The organism is Legionella navarrensis (assembly GCF_052527415.1).
Genome location: NZ_JBNVZR010000002.1, coordinates 98,367 through 112,115 on the forward strand (window position 1 = coordinate 98,367; position 13,749 = coordinate 112,115).

The window sequence follows — 13,749 nt, forward strand, 5'->3', positions numbered from 1 at the left end:
GTGGCACGTTTATACCCATTCCAGCAATTTACTACTATACTTACCGCTAAGAAACGGAAATTCATGGCGGAATCTATGAAACCATTGACGCCCCAGATACACGATGAAAGTGTGACACTGCTGTTTGAAAGCTCGCTGAAATCGATACCGTTTAATGTCATTCTCGCCGTTTTTATGAGTGCGAGCATGATATATAACCAGGTTGCTCCGGGCCTGGTGATGGCCTGGCTGTCGGCCGTGGCCGCAATAACGCTCATCCGCTGGGGATACAGCCAACACGTTATTCGCCGTGGATACGATAAATCAAAAACGAGGAGTCAGCTGGGAGTCTTTTTATTTTTAACAGGCTGTACCGGGCTTATATGGAGCATCTGCTACTTTATTTTCATATCCCAGGTCCCCGGCATGCATGAAGCCATTATCATACTGGTTCTGGGGGGCATGTCTGCTGGCGCCATTGCGTCGTTGTCGGTCTATCTGCCAGCCTATTATACGTACCTGCTCCCCATGTTTTTACCTATCATTGCCTACAATTTCTATCCACTGGAGTTTGAACGCACCTTGATGGCGATCATGTATCTGCTGTTTGTTATCATGCTGATGATCACAGCCAGAATAAATTCCAGTCTTTTACACAAGACCTTTGAGCTTAGTGAGGAAAAAGATCGCCTTATCAATGAACTGAAGGTGACCAACCAGAAGCTGGAGCACTCGGTGGAGGAAATCAAAATCATGTCCATCACCGACTCACTGACCGGCCTGTTTAACCGCCGCTATTTTGACAGCATGCTGAAAAATGAAATCTCCAGAGCCAAACGCAACAGCCATAGCCTGAGTCTGATTTTAATTGACGTGGATAACTTCAAATACATCAACGACACCTTCGGCCACCCCTGCGGCGACGACTTCCTTGTTTACGTTGCTGATTCGCTTAAGCTGTCGATACGCCGCTCCAACGACATCATCTTCCGCCTCGGCGGCGACGAATTTGCTGCCATTCTCTCCAACATGAGCCCGGAAGACTCCATCTCCATGTGCTCCTACATACAAAACCAGTTCTCCAGAAACAACCAACACGAAAACGTAACGCTCAGCATGAGCGTCGTATCCATATTATCCAACTACACATCCGCCCCGGAAAGCATCATATCCACCGCCGACCAGGCCCTGTACCAGGCCAAGGAAAACGGCAAAAATCAAATCGTTTCCAGACTTTTGCTGCATTAATAAAAAAATTACGCCAACGCTATTGACCACGATAAAGAATGCATTTACAATTCCCGCTCATTCCCCGGTAGCTCAGTCGGTAGAGCGGATGACTGTTAATCATTAGGTCAGCGGTTCGAGCCCGTTCCGGGGAGCCAATAAAATCAAGTAGTTACGGTTATTCTCATGAAATGTAAAAGTTTCATGTAGAAACAATGTAGAAAAATGGAATAAACTACCGCGTTCAATTGTAAGGAAACATTGTTGTATGTCCGCGTTTTTTCAAAATATTTTAGCAAGTGTTATTAGTGTAATTTTTTCCAAATGGCTCGATAGAGTTTATCCTGGCAAAGAGCTTTCAAAAGAATTTTTGCATACCTTACATATTAAATCTGAAGCCAACTTAGCAATCTCAACTAAAAAAACATTGTCCGAGCAGATTAATGATAGAATTTTTTTATCTAAAGGCGCTTATTACATTGTTACCATAATGATGCTATATGCTTTTCTAACTTTAGCTTATATGTTTTTGTGTGCCTCTGAAACGTATCTGAATCACCCTCTACAACAAAACGCGCTATCTGATTTTATAAGAGACTTAGGCGAAAATATAAATGAGCTTCACTCAGTAGTTATTGCTTTTCTTATTTATCCTTTTATTAATTTTTTTTCACGAGGCCCGTTTAAATTAATTATTTCTGCTTTAAAAGGTATGAACTTTACGTTCACTGAAATGAACGTACAACAAATTCGTATGGGAACATGTGTATCTTTATCAGCACTATTAGTCCTGGGTATTATTTATTATGTTTTTTAATACTTCAGAAAAAAGGGTGTTCCAATATTCTTATTAGGGAGTGAATTCAAGTTGAATATGGAGAAAAAGGTAAGTGTGTTTTTGTTGGCATTAGTTATTCAAGTTTGCGTAGCTGGACTTATTTTTGTGGGCGGATTGTTAGATCCTCTGATTGGCTTATGGGTATTAGGAATATATTTTTTTATAATCGGTACCTATTTGACATATCGATACCTATTAACCTGTTTTCTCTATATGCCGAATAAAAAGTAGTGCCTCATAGCTCCGCCTTGGAAACTAAGGGCTCAAGCCCATTGACCTCCATAAATGCCATTAGTCGGATTATACTACAAATAATATGGCTCACTCCTCTACATAAAAATGCACGAGTGAGTTTTCCTTCGCCATAACACACCGACTATAAAATATCACCTATTAAATCACACAATTATAAAAAGTTTACATTTTATTTAAAAATTCTAGGAATTCTCGAATATTTTTAGTTAAATTAAACTTGGGTTTAACTTTATGCTATAATATCTAGTATGACTAGAAATAATGGATCAAAAATAAACCACTTTATGGTTACAGCACCATCAGGTGTAGTGTTGACTGCCGCATGGCTTGAAGAGCAAGGCGTATCGTCCAAGCTGGCTTGGTGGTATGTCCACTCAGGGCTATTAGAAAAGCTCGGAACTAACGCTTATAAAAAAGCAGGCGATCACATCACTTGGGAAGGGGCGATTAATGCGCTGCAAACACAGCTGGCAACTCCAATCCATGTAGGAGCAAAAACTGCCTTGCATTTATTAGGATTAGGGCATTTTGTATCTATGCAAGGCATGCAGCACATCATGCTATTTGCGCCTGCAACTACTAAAATACCAAAATGGCTATTAGCTAATACATGGAATGCAGAATTTGAGATATACAAATCCTCATTATTTTCTAATGATCAAGGATTAGTAGAACGACCTATCAATGGCATAAACTTAAAAATATCCAGTCCTGAAAGAGCTGCGCTTGAACTACTTTATTTATATCCTCAGCATCAATCACTGAATGAGATAACTTATTTAATAGAAAATCTAGCTCAATTAAGACCGAAAATAATCCAAGCATTACTAGAGGACTGCCATTCAATCAAAGTAAAAAGGCTTTTCTTACATTTAAGTGAACAATTTAATCATCCTTGGTTTTCTAGTTTGGATGTAACAAAAGTAGATTTGGGCAAAGGTAAGCGAGTATTAGCTGAAGGCGGAAAATATTTTTCTAAATATCAGCTGTCTTTGCCTGAAGTAAAGGAGTAATGCATTGAGTTTTCAAGACGGTTATAAAAATCAAGTGGCTTTATTGCTCGAAGTCTTACCTGTACTTAATGATTTTAAATGTTTCGCTTTAAAAGGTGGTACAGCAATTAATTTATTCATCCATGATATGCCCAGATTAAGTGTTGATATTGACCTGACTTATTTACCTATTGAGAGCCGAGATGTTTTCCTTCCAAATATCGAAGTTGAATTACTGAAAATGAAACAGCTGATCGAGCAATTAGGAGTGACAGTTAAAACCGTACCTATGAAAAACGGCTCAATATCCAAACTACAGGCTTATTCCAATAATGGCATGATCAAGATTGAACCTAATTTTGTCCTCAGAGGTTCTGTATTTCCTTGTGAAGAAAAAGAACTATGCGACAAAGCCCAAGACCAGTTTTTAAAATTTATGCGCATTAAAACATTATCCGTTGCTGATTTGTACGGGGGAAAAATATGCGCGGCCTTAGATAGATATCACCCTCGTGATCTGTTTGATATAAAACTCTTATTAGAAAATCAGGGGTTAAATGAAGCAGTTCGGCAAGCATTCATTGTTTATCTTGCCTGTGGTTCGAGACCTATGCATGAACTTCTTGAACCGAGAATAACAGAAGCATCACAAAAGGAATTTGAAAACACTTTTCAAAATGAGTTTTCTGGCATGACTTCTATTCCTACCACACATGAAGAATTAAAAGGCATTCGAGCACATTTACCTAAACTGCTGCTGAGTTCTTTTACTGAAACAGAAAAAATGTTTTTAATTCAATTAAAATCTGGCAATCCTGACTGGTCATTACTATCTATAGGTGGCATTGAAAACCTTCCTGGGATTCAATGGAAGTTACAAAACATTAACAAAATTCCCGAAGAGAAAAAAATAGAGCAGCTCAGCAAATTAAAGCGGGTTTTAGAAGTCTAAAAAGTAATTGATTTCGGGGGACACTCATGTGACACTACGCCACAAATAATGGCGATAAATGATAACAACTGGCAGTAATAGGCTTGTGCATAGATAGTTGATTTTATTATTGATATTTTTTGTAGTGTACTGTGGTTGATGGTTAAGACCGCAACTGTTAATCATTAGATCAGCGGTTCGAGCCCGTTCCGGGGAGCCAATTCCACGCACTAGAGAACATCAGCCTTATTTTAGCCAAACCGCTCTTAGTATCTGACCATAGTAACTTTTATATTTAGCATTAATTTATCATCGTTTGCTTCAGCCAAAATAGCTGTTTAACCAGTATCAGTTGAAAATTAACTGACAGAACTTGAAGTTTATTTAAAAGGACGAATTGACGCTGCAACTATTATCATTGAGAGCATGAATTATGCTAAAAATGATGAAAAAAGGAAAGATGTTGCTGCACCATATACGCAATAGTTAATCAAATAGTTGGCTTACGATGCACCAGGAGCAAGTTTAGGAATAAAATTACCAATACAAATAAAATAGTTAAAAACACATATTCTCAACTCACTAATGAATAGATTAACCAATATGTATGAATTGATTGAAGCAGAAGAAAAACATGTTGAGCAACTCGTCCCCTTACTGGCCAGCACAGGCTATTGGGATTTTGGCTTAAAAAATAATTCACTAAACATAAGTAATCGTGAGTTTATTAAGGAAGCAATTGTTAGGCCTCACTTACCCTTTACACACATCGTGGTAGCAAAAAAAGACTATGAAACAGTTTTGGGTACGGTCGTGTGCGCTACCAAAAAAGCACTCGCCAATATGGCTGCCAGTAAATACGATGCTTCGATTGATCCCAGTATTACCGATTTATTTCAGAATATATTTGCTTTTGAAATAACAGAAAGCTACCACATTAGTTTTCTTGCTGTCTTGCCGGCATTTCGCGGTAAGGGATTGGGAAGAAAATTATTAGAGTATGCAGAACGGAAAGGAGCATCGGAAGGATGCGAGACGCTGTCCTTATATACCGTCAGCTGCCAGACAAGCGCTGTTAAGCTGTATCATCAATTTGGGATGATGATTACCAAGGTCATCTCTGTTTCTGAGCGAATACCATTTCCCCATTTTTTATATTTTGAAAAAAATAAAAAACTGATGGCTCAACATGATTATTTTGATACAGAAGAGTACCAAAACCTTGATGTGGCAAATTTATTAGATGAAAAGCATTAAATCGTACTCATATATTTTGGGGATTACTCTATGGTCAACGTTGTTACTAATGTGAATTGCACTCCATAACAAAATTCACTAATTCAACACCACGCAAGTTAACCGTCTGCTTTTTAACTACTTCAAATCCCTGCTTCTCAAAAAATGGCTTAGCAGTAATGCTGACCTCAGCCCAAACCCGAGATATTCCATTATCTTCTGCAATGTTTTTGATATACTTCATAAGCGCTTTGCCAACCCCTTTGCCTTGATATTGATGGTGACAATAGAAACAGTCAATGTGGCCATTACTTTCAAACTCCATAAAGCCCACTATTTGATCGCCCATAACAGATCGTTAGCTAACGATAATTCTGCAATTATGTTATCACCCAAATAAACATCCAATACATGTTCACTGCCAATCATTATCAACTTCCCCACTTTCCTGCCATGGCTGGATATATATATTTATACCTAAAGCGGTACATATTTTTAAAACCGTTTCCAATTGGCTATTAGGATGTCCATGTTCTACTTGCATGTAGGTTTGTTTTGCCACGCCACAAAGTGCAGCTGCGTCTTCCTGACGTAAATTACTTTGTGTACGCCTTGCTTTAATTATTTGCCCTAATAATTCGGGCGTCATTTTTTGTTTTAGATCAGGCGTTGCCAGCCTCTTTACTTGTTTTGCCATAAATTGTGAATACAGTTCGACCAACTCAATTGTCCTTGTGGGATGGGGCAAAACAAGCGCGTTCTTTTATTCATGAACGGCTCTCTGGGATTGAATTGTTAATATTGTCGCGGCGATTGGACACTCATACACTTTAAAAAATAATCTGTTATTTGTTGCATTGGTTTTCTCAAGTATGTTACGTGATGTAAAAACTTGTTACACTCGATTCGCCAATTGTTATTCTAATAAGTTAATAAACTAAAGAACAGACTTTGTCTTATTTCAAATATTTCCATTATAACTATATTGTTTCAGGTAGAAAATTTATGAAAAATTTAATTCTTGCAACTTGTTGTATTGCATCTGCTGTTTGTTCCAATGTTGTATTTTCACAATCTATATCAGTGTCAAAATCTGCATTTATTGAATGGGCTCTTACATACCAGGATAATTGGGTAGACTTTCAAAATAACTTTCCAAATTCAGCGCATTTTGTAATTAACGTTAATGATGAATTTATGTTAAATAATAAGCTGTTACATTCTGATCGCGTCACAATGCTTTGTGATGGTCATCTTTCAATTATTGATCCAGGGAAATCAGGGAGTTGTGATTTAGAAATACAAAAGCACCTTCGCCTTATGATTGCCCCCACGGATTACCATAATGGAGCAAAAGGGACGGGCCTGGTTGATTAATATATGTGACATAAAATGGCTCTAATTGAACAAGATAACCCGTAGAGAAAATCAATACCAACTGATAGGTAAATAATTTGGTTTCTTTGCTAACATTGAAGCCTGCTCAATGAGAAAATCACGGAATAGAGGTAACCAGCAAGCGTATCATTTTGAGTAAAATATTCACGGCGCTCTATTTATTTCAGACAGACTTAGGTTATGGCATGTGTTGCGAAAATCCTACGTTATATATTTTTGTCTTAATGATAAAAAAATATCAAATAATTTGCCTTGCCCTGCCATTAAGTGTACAACAAAAGATCAGAAATCTTTCCGGAATCGAACCATGTCTGCAACAGAAACAGCTGTAACGGATGTAATAACCGGCGAAAACCCGGCTAACAAGTCACTTCAACAGACGGTATTTAGCGTGCTTTTAAATAACATGGGTCTATTCAACAAGAATGATATAGCCAACTTATACCCGTTAAAGGAGAATTTAACCAACACCCTGATTGAACATGCAGCGCATGGACGTCAGGATGAAGCGAAAGCCATCCTGGCTAAATTTCCTGAGCTGCTTTTGGAAACAGGAGCCGCCATTGATATTGCCGGTTATCAATTTACAGGTACTGCTTTTCAATATGCCGTGTGGGCAATGGATACCCACATGTACACTATGATGCTGGACTGTCTTCCTCAAAACGAACAAGGTGAGGAGATAAGAAAGGGCTTGTTAGAGCAATCCGAAGCGCAAAAAGAGCACTTTAATTTTCAGCCGCTCATTAAGGCGCTTCAAGCCTATGTTGATAATTTTGATGCCTGGGATTGGCCGCATAGATACGCGCATTGGTGTAAAGTCGTGGGCGGGGCGCAGCGGGATTTGCCAGCACATGTTCGCCACGAATATTGCCATCCGGACCGCTCATTTTCTCCAGTGCCAGATTTTACCGAAAAGGTCTTGCCACGGTCTTTAATGTTTTATAATTGGGTTACTTCCTCATGGCAGAATTGGGACGGCGGCGCGCTCGGTATGGGTTCTGATTTTGCTATATTTCGTTCTGCGCTGCCACTGACGGGAGGGGGGCGTGGCGGCCCCTGTCTTGATTTGGCGGCAGTCACCACCTTATGTGAAGTAAGAACAGCAGACTTGATTTCGCTTGGGCAGCGACTCCAGACCCCAATTCAAAAACTGGATGATGCTTCGGGGGCTCCGATTTGCGTAATTTTCTAGCTCGACCTACGCTGGCTTTGCCAATTACCCCAAATTCATGAAATGTATGTCAATCCACTGGTTATAACTGATAAGGAAGCCGTGGTGGTTGATGCGAGAATGATAATCAAAAATCATTCAAGCTAAGACGATCGCTCTTATTGTGCCTGCAAATGCTGGGGGCAAACTTGAGCTTTGTCCTGGCGTAGGAATATAGGAAAGCGCGGGTTCTAAATAAATATTTGGAATTATTTGTGCTTGATAATAAACCTGGTACATTAATTCCGATGATCGATTGGTACTGCGTTTATTCAACCATGCCAATGAAAAACCACAACCCAGAGAATCAGCTTCTCGATTGGGGATTAAGCCAAAGACAGTTAAACCTGCGCCAATAGATTTGTTCATTGGTAAGACACTGGCGTTATTGATACTTAATTGGTAGAAGGCGGAGATACCGCTGGTATCGTATCCTGGATGCCGATACCATAGACGTTGAGATCCAAATAAATAAGCGCCCGAGGCATCGATTTCACTTAAATTATGCTGACGAATGAGCCCTGTTTGATGCCATGCTCCGATTGCAGCGGTTCCGGGCTTTTTTCCCATAATCCAGGCTGCGCCTGTTTCAGCAACCTGAAAATAATTTCCGTTAAATGTTGGTCCGGTTAAACCGGTTTGTTTACCGCTTGCCAGATTACCGTCATAAATGCCATATGCAAGATACCATTGCTTCACAGGTGTAAAATTTATGGTGAGTCCATAAGCAGAATTGGTGTAGCCTGGCATAACGCCATCTACAGCCGGATTGATGAAGACAGGAGTATAAATTAAACCGGTTACTGCTGGGATATTAGGTTCACCAGCGGTTAGCGGCACAGGTTTAACAACATTATTAAAATCGAGGGTCGTTATTGTCTTGCCAATGCGAACAAACAATTTATCTTCAAAAAGTGCCTGCCGATACCAGAGCGCATAGAGCTCTGACCGGTTAAACGGCTCAACATCGGGTAAAGAATTATAGCCTTGAATAACGCCTGCCTGTGCATTGGTATTTTGCGCGTTTTGTTGTAAAAACTGGGCGCTGAATAAACCGCCTCTCCACCCGATTAGCTGGTCCATTTTAATCGTCAAATCAACCAGTAACACACTATTGGATGTGGTGCGCTCTGCATTAGGTATACCGCCCGAAAATAAATTATTGGTGTCTCCGATCCAGGCGCCCTGAATCATAATGCCATGATTATTTTCAATCCCAAGTTTTTTTTCCAGGGCGCGCTGGATCGTTCCTTTGCCGGTAGAAACATTAACCGCAGCTGGGTTAGAGCTGATACTGGTGGCCTGCGTACTTTGTGTACGTGTTGATTTTTTAGAATCAGGCCTGAGTGTTTCAGCAAAAACGCTAAAAACAGTCATCAAAAGAATAAAGAAGAGAGTGCGATTTATCATTTTATTGAATAATTTTTCCTGCTTGAGGCTCGCAGCGTTCATTTTCATCAAGCTTTGGCGATACGAGGGGAAACTTACCCGCAGAAGAAAGTGTGTTCATCTTACCTGTATTTTTGAAATATTTTTTAGGAATATGTACCGCCACATTTTTGACGACATTGACTGCTTCGGGAATATCGAAATTACCAACCATGCTTAAAAACTGATAACTTTCCTGTGGTGAAAATCCTTGAGTGCGCACTAAAAATTCAATGGCATTTCTAGAAGCTAATTGCATGGCTTTAAAGAGATCTTCATTCAATCCTACCACAATCCATTCTTCCGCATTTTCAATAATAGGCCAGGTAAATAAACTATTGCCATTGCGTTTAGATTTATCGAATACGCCTTCCGCTTTTAGATCTTTTCTTACGAAAAATTGCAAAGTAATACCTTCATAGGAAGTTTCAAGCGCAGTAACGTCAATTTCGCCGTTACTTTGCATCGCATGTGAATCCCCCGTCCAAACCAGCGCACCTTTTTGAAACACAGGTAGATAAAGAATCGAACCAACCTGTAAACCCGGTTCATCCAGGTTTCCACCAAAAGGACCCGGTGGAACCGAATTGAATTGGCCTGGAACGGGTTGGCCCATATGGGTTGTTAAATTTACCGGCCAACCGTCAGGCCAATCCTTGGGAGGAGCAACCGCAATAATTCCTGGAAATGGTTTTAGATGCAGACAAAGCCCTTTTGTGAATTCAGTGGTGGTCTTAGCTTTATTAAATTTAAAATACTTAATTCGAGGCTGGGTAAACTCTGATAAAATTCCCGCCGTAGGACTTAAAAAGTTATAGCCGAAATCATTTAATTTGATGTCTAATATTCGAATTTCCAACACATCTCCAGGCTCAGCATCTTCAATATAAACCGGGCCGGTTAAGCTATGCATGCCACGCCGATTTTGAATGTCATATTTGGAATAAAACCTGGCAACTTCAGCCGGTGTTGTTTTATTAAAGACCATTTCATGCAAGCAGCTATTCCATGTTTCCAGCGACACAGAATCTCCCGAATGGACTTTAACTACAGGTTGCTTATCCAGTGTATATAGGCCCAGCGTTACTGTGTTTGTTGTCGCAGAAACCCGGTAATTTTCTGCTGATGCGGTAGAAAGAAATACCATTGCAGTTAACAAAACGAACGTTATGATTTTTTTCAGCATTTTTAGTCCTTTAAAAAGCTATAAAAGAATTTGCAATAGTATCTAACAATACTATTTAATGGGCAATTTTCAGCCGTTAGTATGGTTCAGTAAATGAATCAAGCATACGCTCATCGATGTATCCATTCAACAATGTCAATGAAATGGCTTGTTCTTTACAATCATTTTTTATCCCTCATTGTAACAAAAAAGGCAGGCAATAGTCCCGGACAATGTGAGCTTCGTGCTGTGAAAAAATGATAAGGTGATCAGCAGAGTGAATTACCAACAGGCCCTAAAAATTTTTTCGCATCTCATCAATCTTCCTGTCGGTCTTATATTGCGACAAAGAATACACAGCCCACAATGCGGCAGGTATCCAGCCAATCAATGTAAGTTGTAAAATCAGACAGACAACACCTGATATGGGTCTTTTAATAGTGAAAAAACAAGGAAAGGTAAAAAAATCGCAAGTATCAAACGCATAATCATCCCGTTAATAATTTGAAAGGAAAGGTTGCAACGCTACTGGCTGCAGCTTCACCGTCTTTGTACCCATGCGATGATAACGCTCCAAGACCAGCCCCGCAAGGTTGGAGCCGGGAAACAACGCGGGCCGGATTTTGCCAGAAATGCTGATGTTTTACTGGCACAATTTATAGAGTACAATCTGGCCGATGACGACAAAGAACCCTTGCCCACCATGGCGCTGTATCGCAAGGCCGACGAGAAGTTGTCGAATCTGAAGCAGGATATTTCCATTCATTTGTCTGATGATCCACGTATGTATTGCTCTGGCATTCCCGGACAAGTATCGTCAGGCATAACATTGCTCACCTGAACTGTCTGGAGCATTCTGCAAGTAACTATTTAAAATAAACACGACTCCCGGGCAACGCGGGAGTTACCATGTCATTGAGTCAAGGAGAGTAAACATGAGTTCATCAGAGCAGGATGTGTCTGCCGGTCATCCCTTTTTTTCCACCCCTGCCCCGCGTACAAGCCTGCAATTTAGCTGGAAGGGTGGCAAAACCTATTGTGGCGGGACAATTACATCCCTGAATATTTATATTGACGGCGTCAAAAAATACAAGGCGTCCCTGCTCGAGAGTGATGGTAAATTGCATCTTCGACTTAGAAATTTAACACTTGGTACATCGATAGAATGTCTGAGGGCGCAAGATCTGAACAAGCTGAAAAAACTGTCAATTACAATAGGAGTTTCTTATTCTACATTAGAAGAGGAAGAGTTTGGCATTGAATACGACACCAGTAAGCTTCAGTCAGGTGAACACTACACGCTGGAAGTCACGCAGCAATTGAAGATTCAAAGCAGGCCCATCGTTGCCAGACTGGTGCCTCATGTGCCAAATTGTGACGTACGGGAGACGTATTCAGGGGAGCATATCCCTGGCCGTTGAAGATACCGGTTATTATTAACAGTCAACGCAACCGCACGTATGACTAAAAAAGTAACTACTCAGGTTGTGGATAAATTTGTTCTTTCATTCAACATAATGAACCTACGTCATCCTGAACGTAGTGAAGGATCTCCTGATTCTGGCTCCATGCTAAACCATTTGAGATCCTTCGCTACGCTCTGGATGACGTACCTGGGTAGTTACTATCCGAGGATAACAACAATGTAAGTTTTGAACTTACAATGGCAATTAATGTATTAAGACATGCTCAGTATATAGCTGTACAGAAGAAGAAAAAATTGTAGCAGCTGAAGAAATAATTGAACAAGCGTAGGTCGGGCACTTCGCCCGACATTTCCCTTCTTATTCTCTACGCTGATCTCAAATGGATGGACGATTTCCCGTATTACGACTTCGTCTAATACGGGCTACGCTTGCTTGATAGAACTGGGTATTACCCGCAATGTTTACCTTGTGATTCTCCGGCACTGTCGTAAAACTCAAGAAAATCGAACTAATCGATATAGTAATAAGCACGATAGATACATCTAAAAGACTATCATTTCTTATCAACGAACCTAAATAACTACCCGCTGCAAAAAAAACTATCATTAACATACTTCGTACTGCAGATGCTGCGCCTCGCTGCTCTTCATAGCATTGTAATGCTCTTGATGAACTTGCTCCCCATAATAAAGAAGCGCAAAAGAGATAAAAACCAAATGTTAAAGAGATAAGGATAGGATTATAAATACCAAATAAATGAAATCCTAACAGCATTAGTCCACTTAGCATTGACAACTTAGTACCCATGCCAAGAAGCTTATCAACTCCCAGGCGATTCAGTAGACGAGAGGCCAGGCCTGTGCCCAAAATGAAAAAAGATGCGCTTAATGTCATTAAAAGACCAATTTTATCAGCGGATAAATGCATTATATTTTTATATAAAAATGGAGACATGGTTAAAAAACACCATTGACCACACGCTAATAAAGCAAATAACGACACATAACTTACAAATAATTTATTCTTCATAATGTCAGCATACTGCTTGATTGTCTGACTTGTTGAATTATTTTTTTGTATCTTCAAGTGATTGTGTGGTAACGCAGATAACCCAGCCAGGACAATTCCAGTCGTGATGGCAATAAAATAAAAATTGCCTTTCCAGTGAAAATATCTGGTGATTTGTCCACCTAATGCGGGAGCTGTCATGGGCGCCAAGGCAATAATACTTCCTATCCAAGACATAACTGCGGCACTTTTATCTTTGGGGTAAAGATCTTGTATGAGTGCCCAGCCCACAACGGGAGCTACAATTCCCCCTATGCCTTGTATTACCCTCCCTAGTAAAAAGATATAGATATTGGTTGATAAAATACAGATTATTGTGCCTATAAAAAACACGTATATTCCAATTGAAAATACTTTTTTTCGTTCAATACTATCTGATAAAGCTCCCCAGAAAAGGGTTGCAAGTATTTGTCCGCCTAAAAAAAGTGATATCGAAAGCTGCGCTATGGAATTATCTACGGAAAAATACTCCGCTATATGTGGCATGCCAGGTAAAAAAATATCACTGGACATTAATGTTATTATTGACGAGGAAATTATCACAAGTAGAGATGGTTTTTTATTCAAAGTGTACTCCATAAATCCACCAATC

The 13,749-nt window shown here is 39.8% G+C and carries 15 protein-coding genes, 1 tRNA gene and 1 pseudogene; 11 read left to right on the forward strand and 6 right to left on the reverse strand.

The annotated features are described in order from the left end of the window. The first annotated feature begins 75 nt into the window (after positions 1–75). The 6 genes from ACQUTA_RS02100 to ACQUTA_RS02125 all read left to right on the forward strand — a co-directional run bounded on the left by ACQUTA_RS02100 (position 76) and on the right by ACQUTA_RS02125 (position 5,479). Positions 76–1,227, forward strand: a complete 1,152-nt coding sequence (locus ACQUTA_RS02100; RefSeq protein WP_444986538.1) for a GGDEF domain-containing protein — start codon at positions 76–78, stop codon at positions 1,225–1,227. Positions 1,228–1,288: 61 nt separating this feature from the next. Beyond that, positions 1,289–1,364: transfer RNA gene (locus ACQUTA_RS02105), tRNA-Asn, on the forward strand. Between the two features lie 110 nt (positions 1,365–1,474). Next, positions 1,475–2,023: a hypothetical protein gene (locus ACQUTA_RS02110; RefSeq protein WP_444986539.1), complete on the forward strand. Its 549-nt coding sequence runs from the start codon at positions 1,475–1,477 to the stop codon at positions 2,021–2,023. 524 nt (positions 2,024–2,547) lie between these two features. Continuing rightward, positions 2,548–3,312: a type IV toxin-antitoxin system AbiEi family antitoxin domain-containing protein gene (locus ACQUTA_RS02115; protein ID WP_444986540.1), complete on the forward strand. Its 765-nt coding sequence runs from the start codon at positions 2,548–2,550 to the stop codon at positions 3,310–3,312. A 4-nt stretch (positions 3,313–3,316) separates the two neighbouring features. Further along, positions 3,317–4,243 (forward strand): nucleotidyl transferase AbiEii/AbiGii toxin family protein, encoded by a 927-nt coding sequence (locus ACQUTA_RS02120; RefSeq protein WP_444986541.1) that lies wholly within the window; start codon positions 3,317–3,319, stop codon positions 4,241–4,243. 582 nt (positions 4,244–4,825) lie between these two features. Then, complete coding sequence (locus ACQUTA_RS02125; protein WP_444986542.1) at positions 4,826–5,479, forward strand: GNAT family N-acetyltransferase; 654 nt, start codon at positions 4,826–4,828, stop codon at positions 5,477–5,479. 46 nt (positions 5,480–5,525) lie between these two features. On the opposite strand, the gene ACQUTA_RS02130 is transcribed toward ACQUTA_RS02125, so the two are convergent. Together ACQUTA_RS02130 and ACQUTA_RS02135 are read right to left on the reverse strand one after the other, a co-directional pair. Beyond that, positions 5,526–5,807 carry a GNAT family N-acetyltransferase gene (locus ACQUTA_RS02130; RefSeq protein WP_444986543.1) on the reverse strand — a complete coding sequence of 94 codons (282 nt, stop codon included), beginning with the start codon at positions 5,805–5,807 and terminating at the stop codon, positions 5,526–5,528. 66 nt (positions 5,808–5,873) lie between these two features. Further along, a complete protein-coding gene (locus tag ACQUTA_RS02135) occupies positions 5,874–6,179 on the reverse strand; it encodes a helix-turn-helix domain-containing protein (protein ID WP_444986544.1) in 306 nt (101 codons plus the stop codon). A 284-nt stretch (positions 6,180–6,463) separates the two neighbouring features. Here ACQUTA_RS02135 and ACQUTA_RS02140 point away from each other — a divergent pair, with 284 nt between their 5' ends. The 3 genes and pseudogenes from ACQUTA_RS02140 to ACQUTA_RS02150 all read left to right on the forward strand — a co-directional run. Continuing rightward, a complete protein-coding gene (locus ACQUTA_RS02140; RefSeq protein WP_444986545.1) occupies positions 6,464–6,835 on the forward strand; it encodes a hypothetical protein in 372 nt (123 codons plus the stop codon). Between the two features lie 328 nt (positions 6,836–7,163). Then, positions 7,164–8,051, forward strand: a complete 888-nt coding sequence (locus tag ACQUTA_RS02145) for a Dot/Icm T4SS effector CpeA-related protein (protein WP_444986546.1) — start codon at positions 7,164–7,166, stop codon at positions 8,049–8,051. 27 nt (positions 8,052–8,078) lie between these two features. Continuing rightward, a pseudogene (locus tag ACQUTA_RS02150) lies at positions 8,079–8,177 on the forward strand (hypothetical protein); the annotation flags it as partial. On the opposite strand, the gene ACQUTA_RS02155 reads toward ACQUTA_RS02150, so the two are convergent. From ACQUTA_RS02155 to ACQUTA_RS02165, 3 genes are all read right to left on the reverse strand, one after another. Then, the gene (locus tag ACQUTA_RS02155; protein ID WP_444986662.1) at positions 8,169–9,479 is read right to left on the reverse strand and encodes a carbohydrate porin; all 1,311 of its coding nucleotides are present in this window, start codon (positions 9,477–9,479) and stop codon (positions 8,169–8,171) included. The pseudogene ACQUTA_RS02150 and the gene ACQUTA_RS02155 overlap by 9 nt on opposite strands. Position 9,480: 1 nt before the next feature. Continuing rightward, positions 9,481–10,683 carry an acetamidase/formamidase family protein gene (locus ACQUTA_RS02160; RefSeq protein WP_444986547.1) on the reverse strand — a complete coding sequence of 401 codons (1,203 nt, stop codon included), beginning with the start codon at positions 10,681–10,683 and terminating at the stop codon, positions 9,481–9,483. 274 nt (positions 10,684–10,957) lie between these two features. Next, positions 10,958–11,101 (reverse strand): YqaE/Pmp3 family membrane protein, encoded by a 144-nt coding sequence (locus ACQUTA_RS02165; protein ID WP_444986663.1) that lies wholly within the window; start codon positions 11,099–11,101, stop codon positions 10,958–10,960. A 78-nt stretch (positions 11,102–11,179) separates the two neighbouring features. On the opposite strand from ACQUTA_RS02165, the gene ACQUTA_RS02170 reads away from it, so the two are divergent. Further along, positions 11,180–11,503, forward strand: coding sequence for a hypothetical protein (locus ACQUTA_RS02170; protein ID WP_444986548.1), 324 nt, complete (start codon positions 11,180–11,182; stop codon positions 11,501–11,503). A gap of 94 nt (positions 11,504–11,597) precedes the next feature. Then, positions 11,598–12,083 carry a hypothetical protein gene (locus ACQUTA_RS02175; protein ID WP_444986549.1) on the forward strand — a complete coding sequence of 162 codons (486 nt, stop codon included), beginning with the start codon at positions 11,598–11,600 and terminating at the stop codon, positions 12,081–12,083. Positions 12,084–12,464: 381 nt separating this feature from the next. Here ACQUTA_RS02175 and ACQUTA_RS02180 read toward each other — a convergent pair whose 3' ends face one another. Beyond that, positions 12,465–13,724 carry a multidrug effflux MFS transporter gene (locus ACQUTA_RS02180; protein WP_444986550.1) on the reverse strand — a complete coding sequence of 420 codons (1,260 nt, stop codon included), beginning with the start codon at positions 13,722–13,724 and terminating at the stop codon, positions 12,465–12,467. Positions 13,725–13,749: the final 25 nt, after the last annotated feature.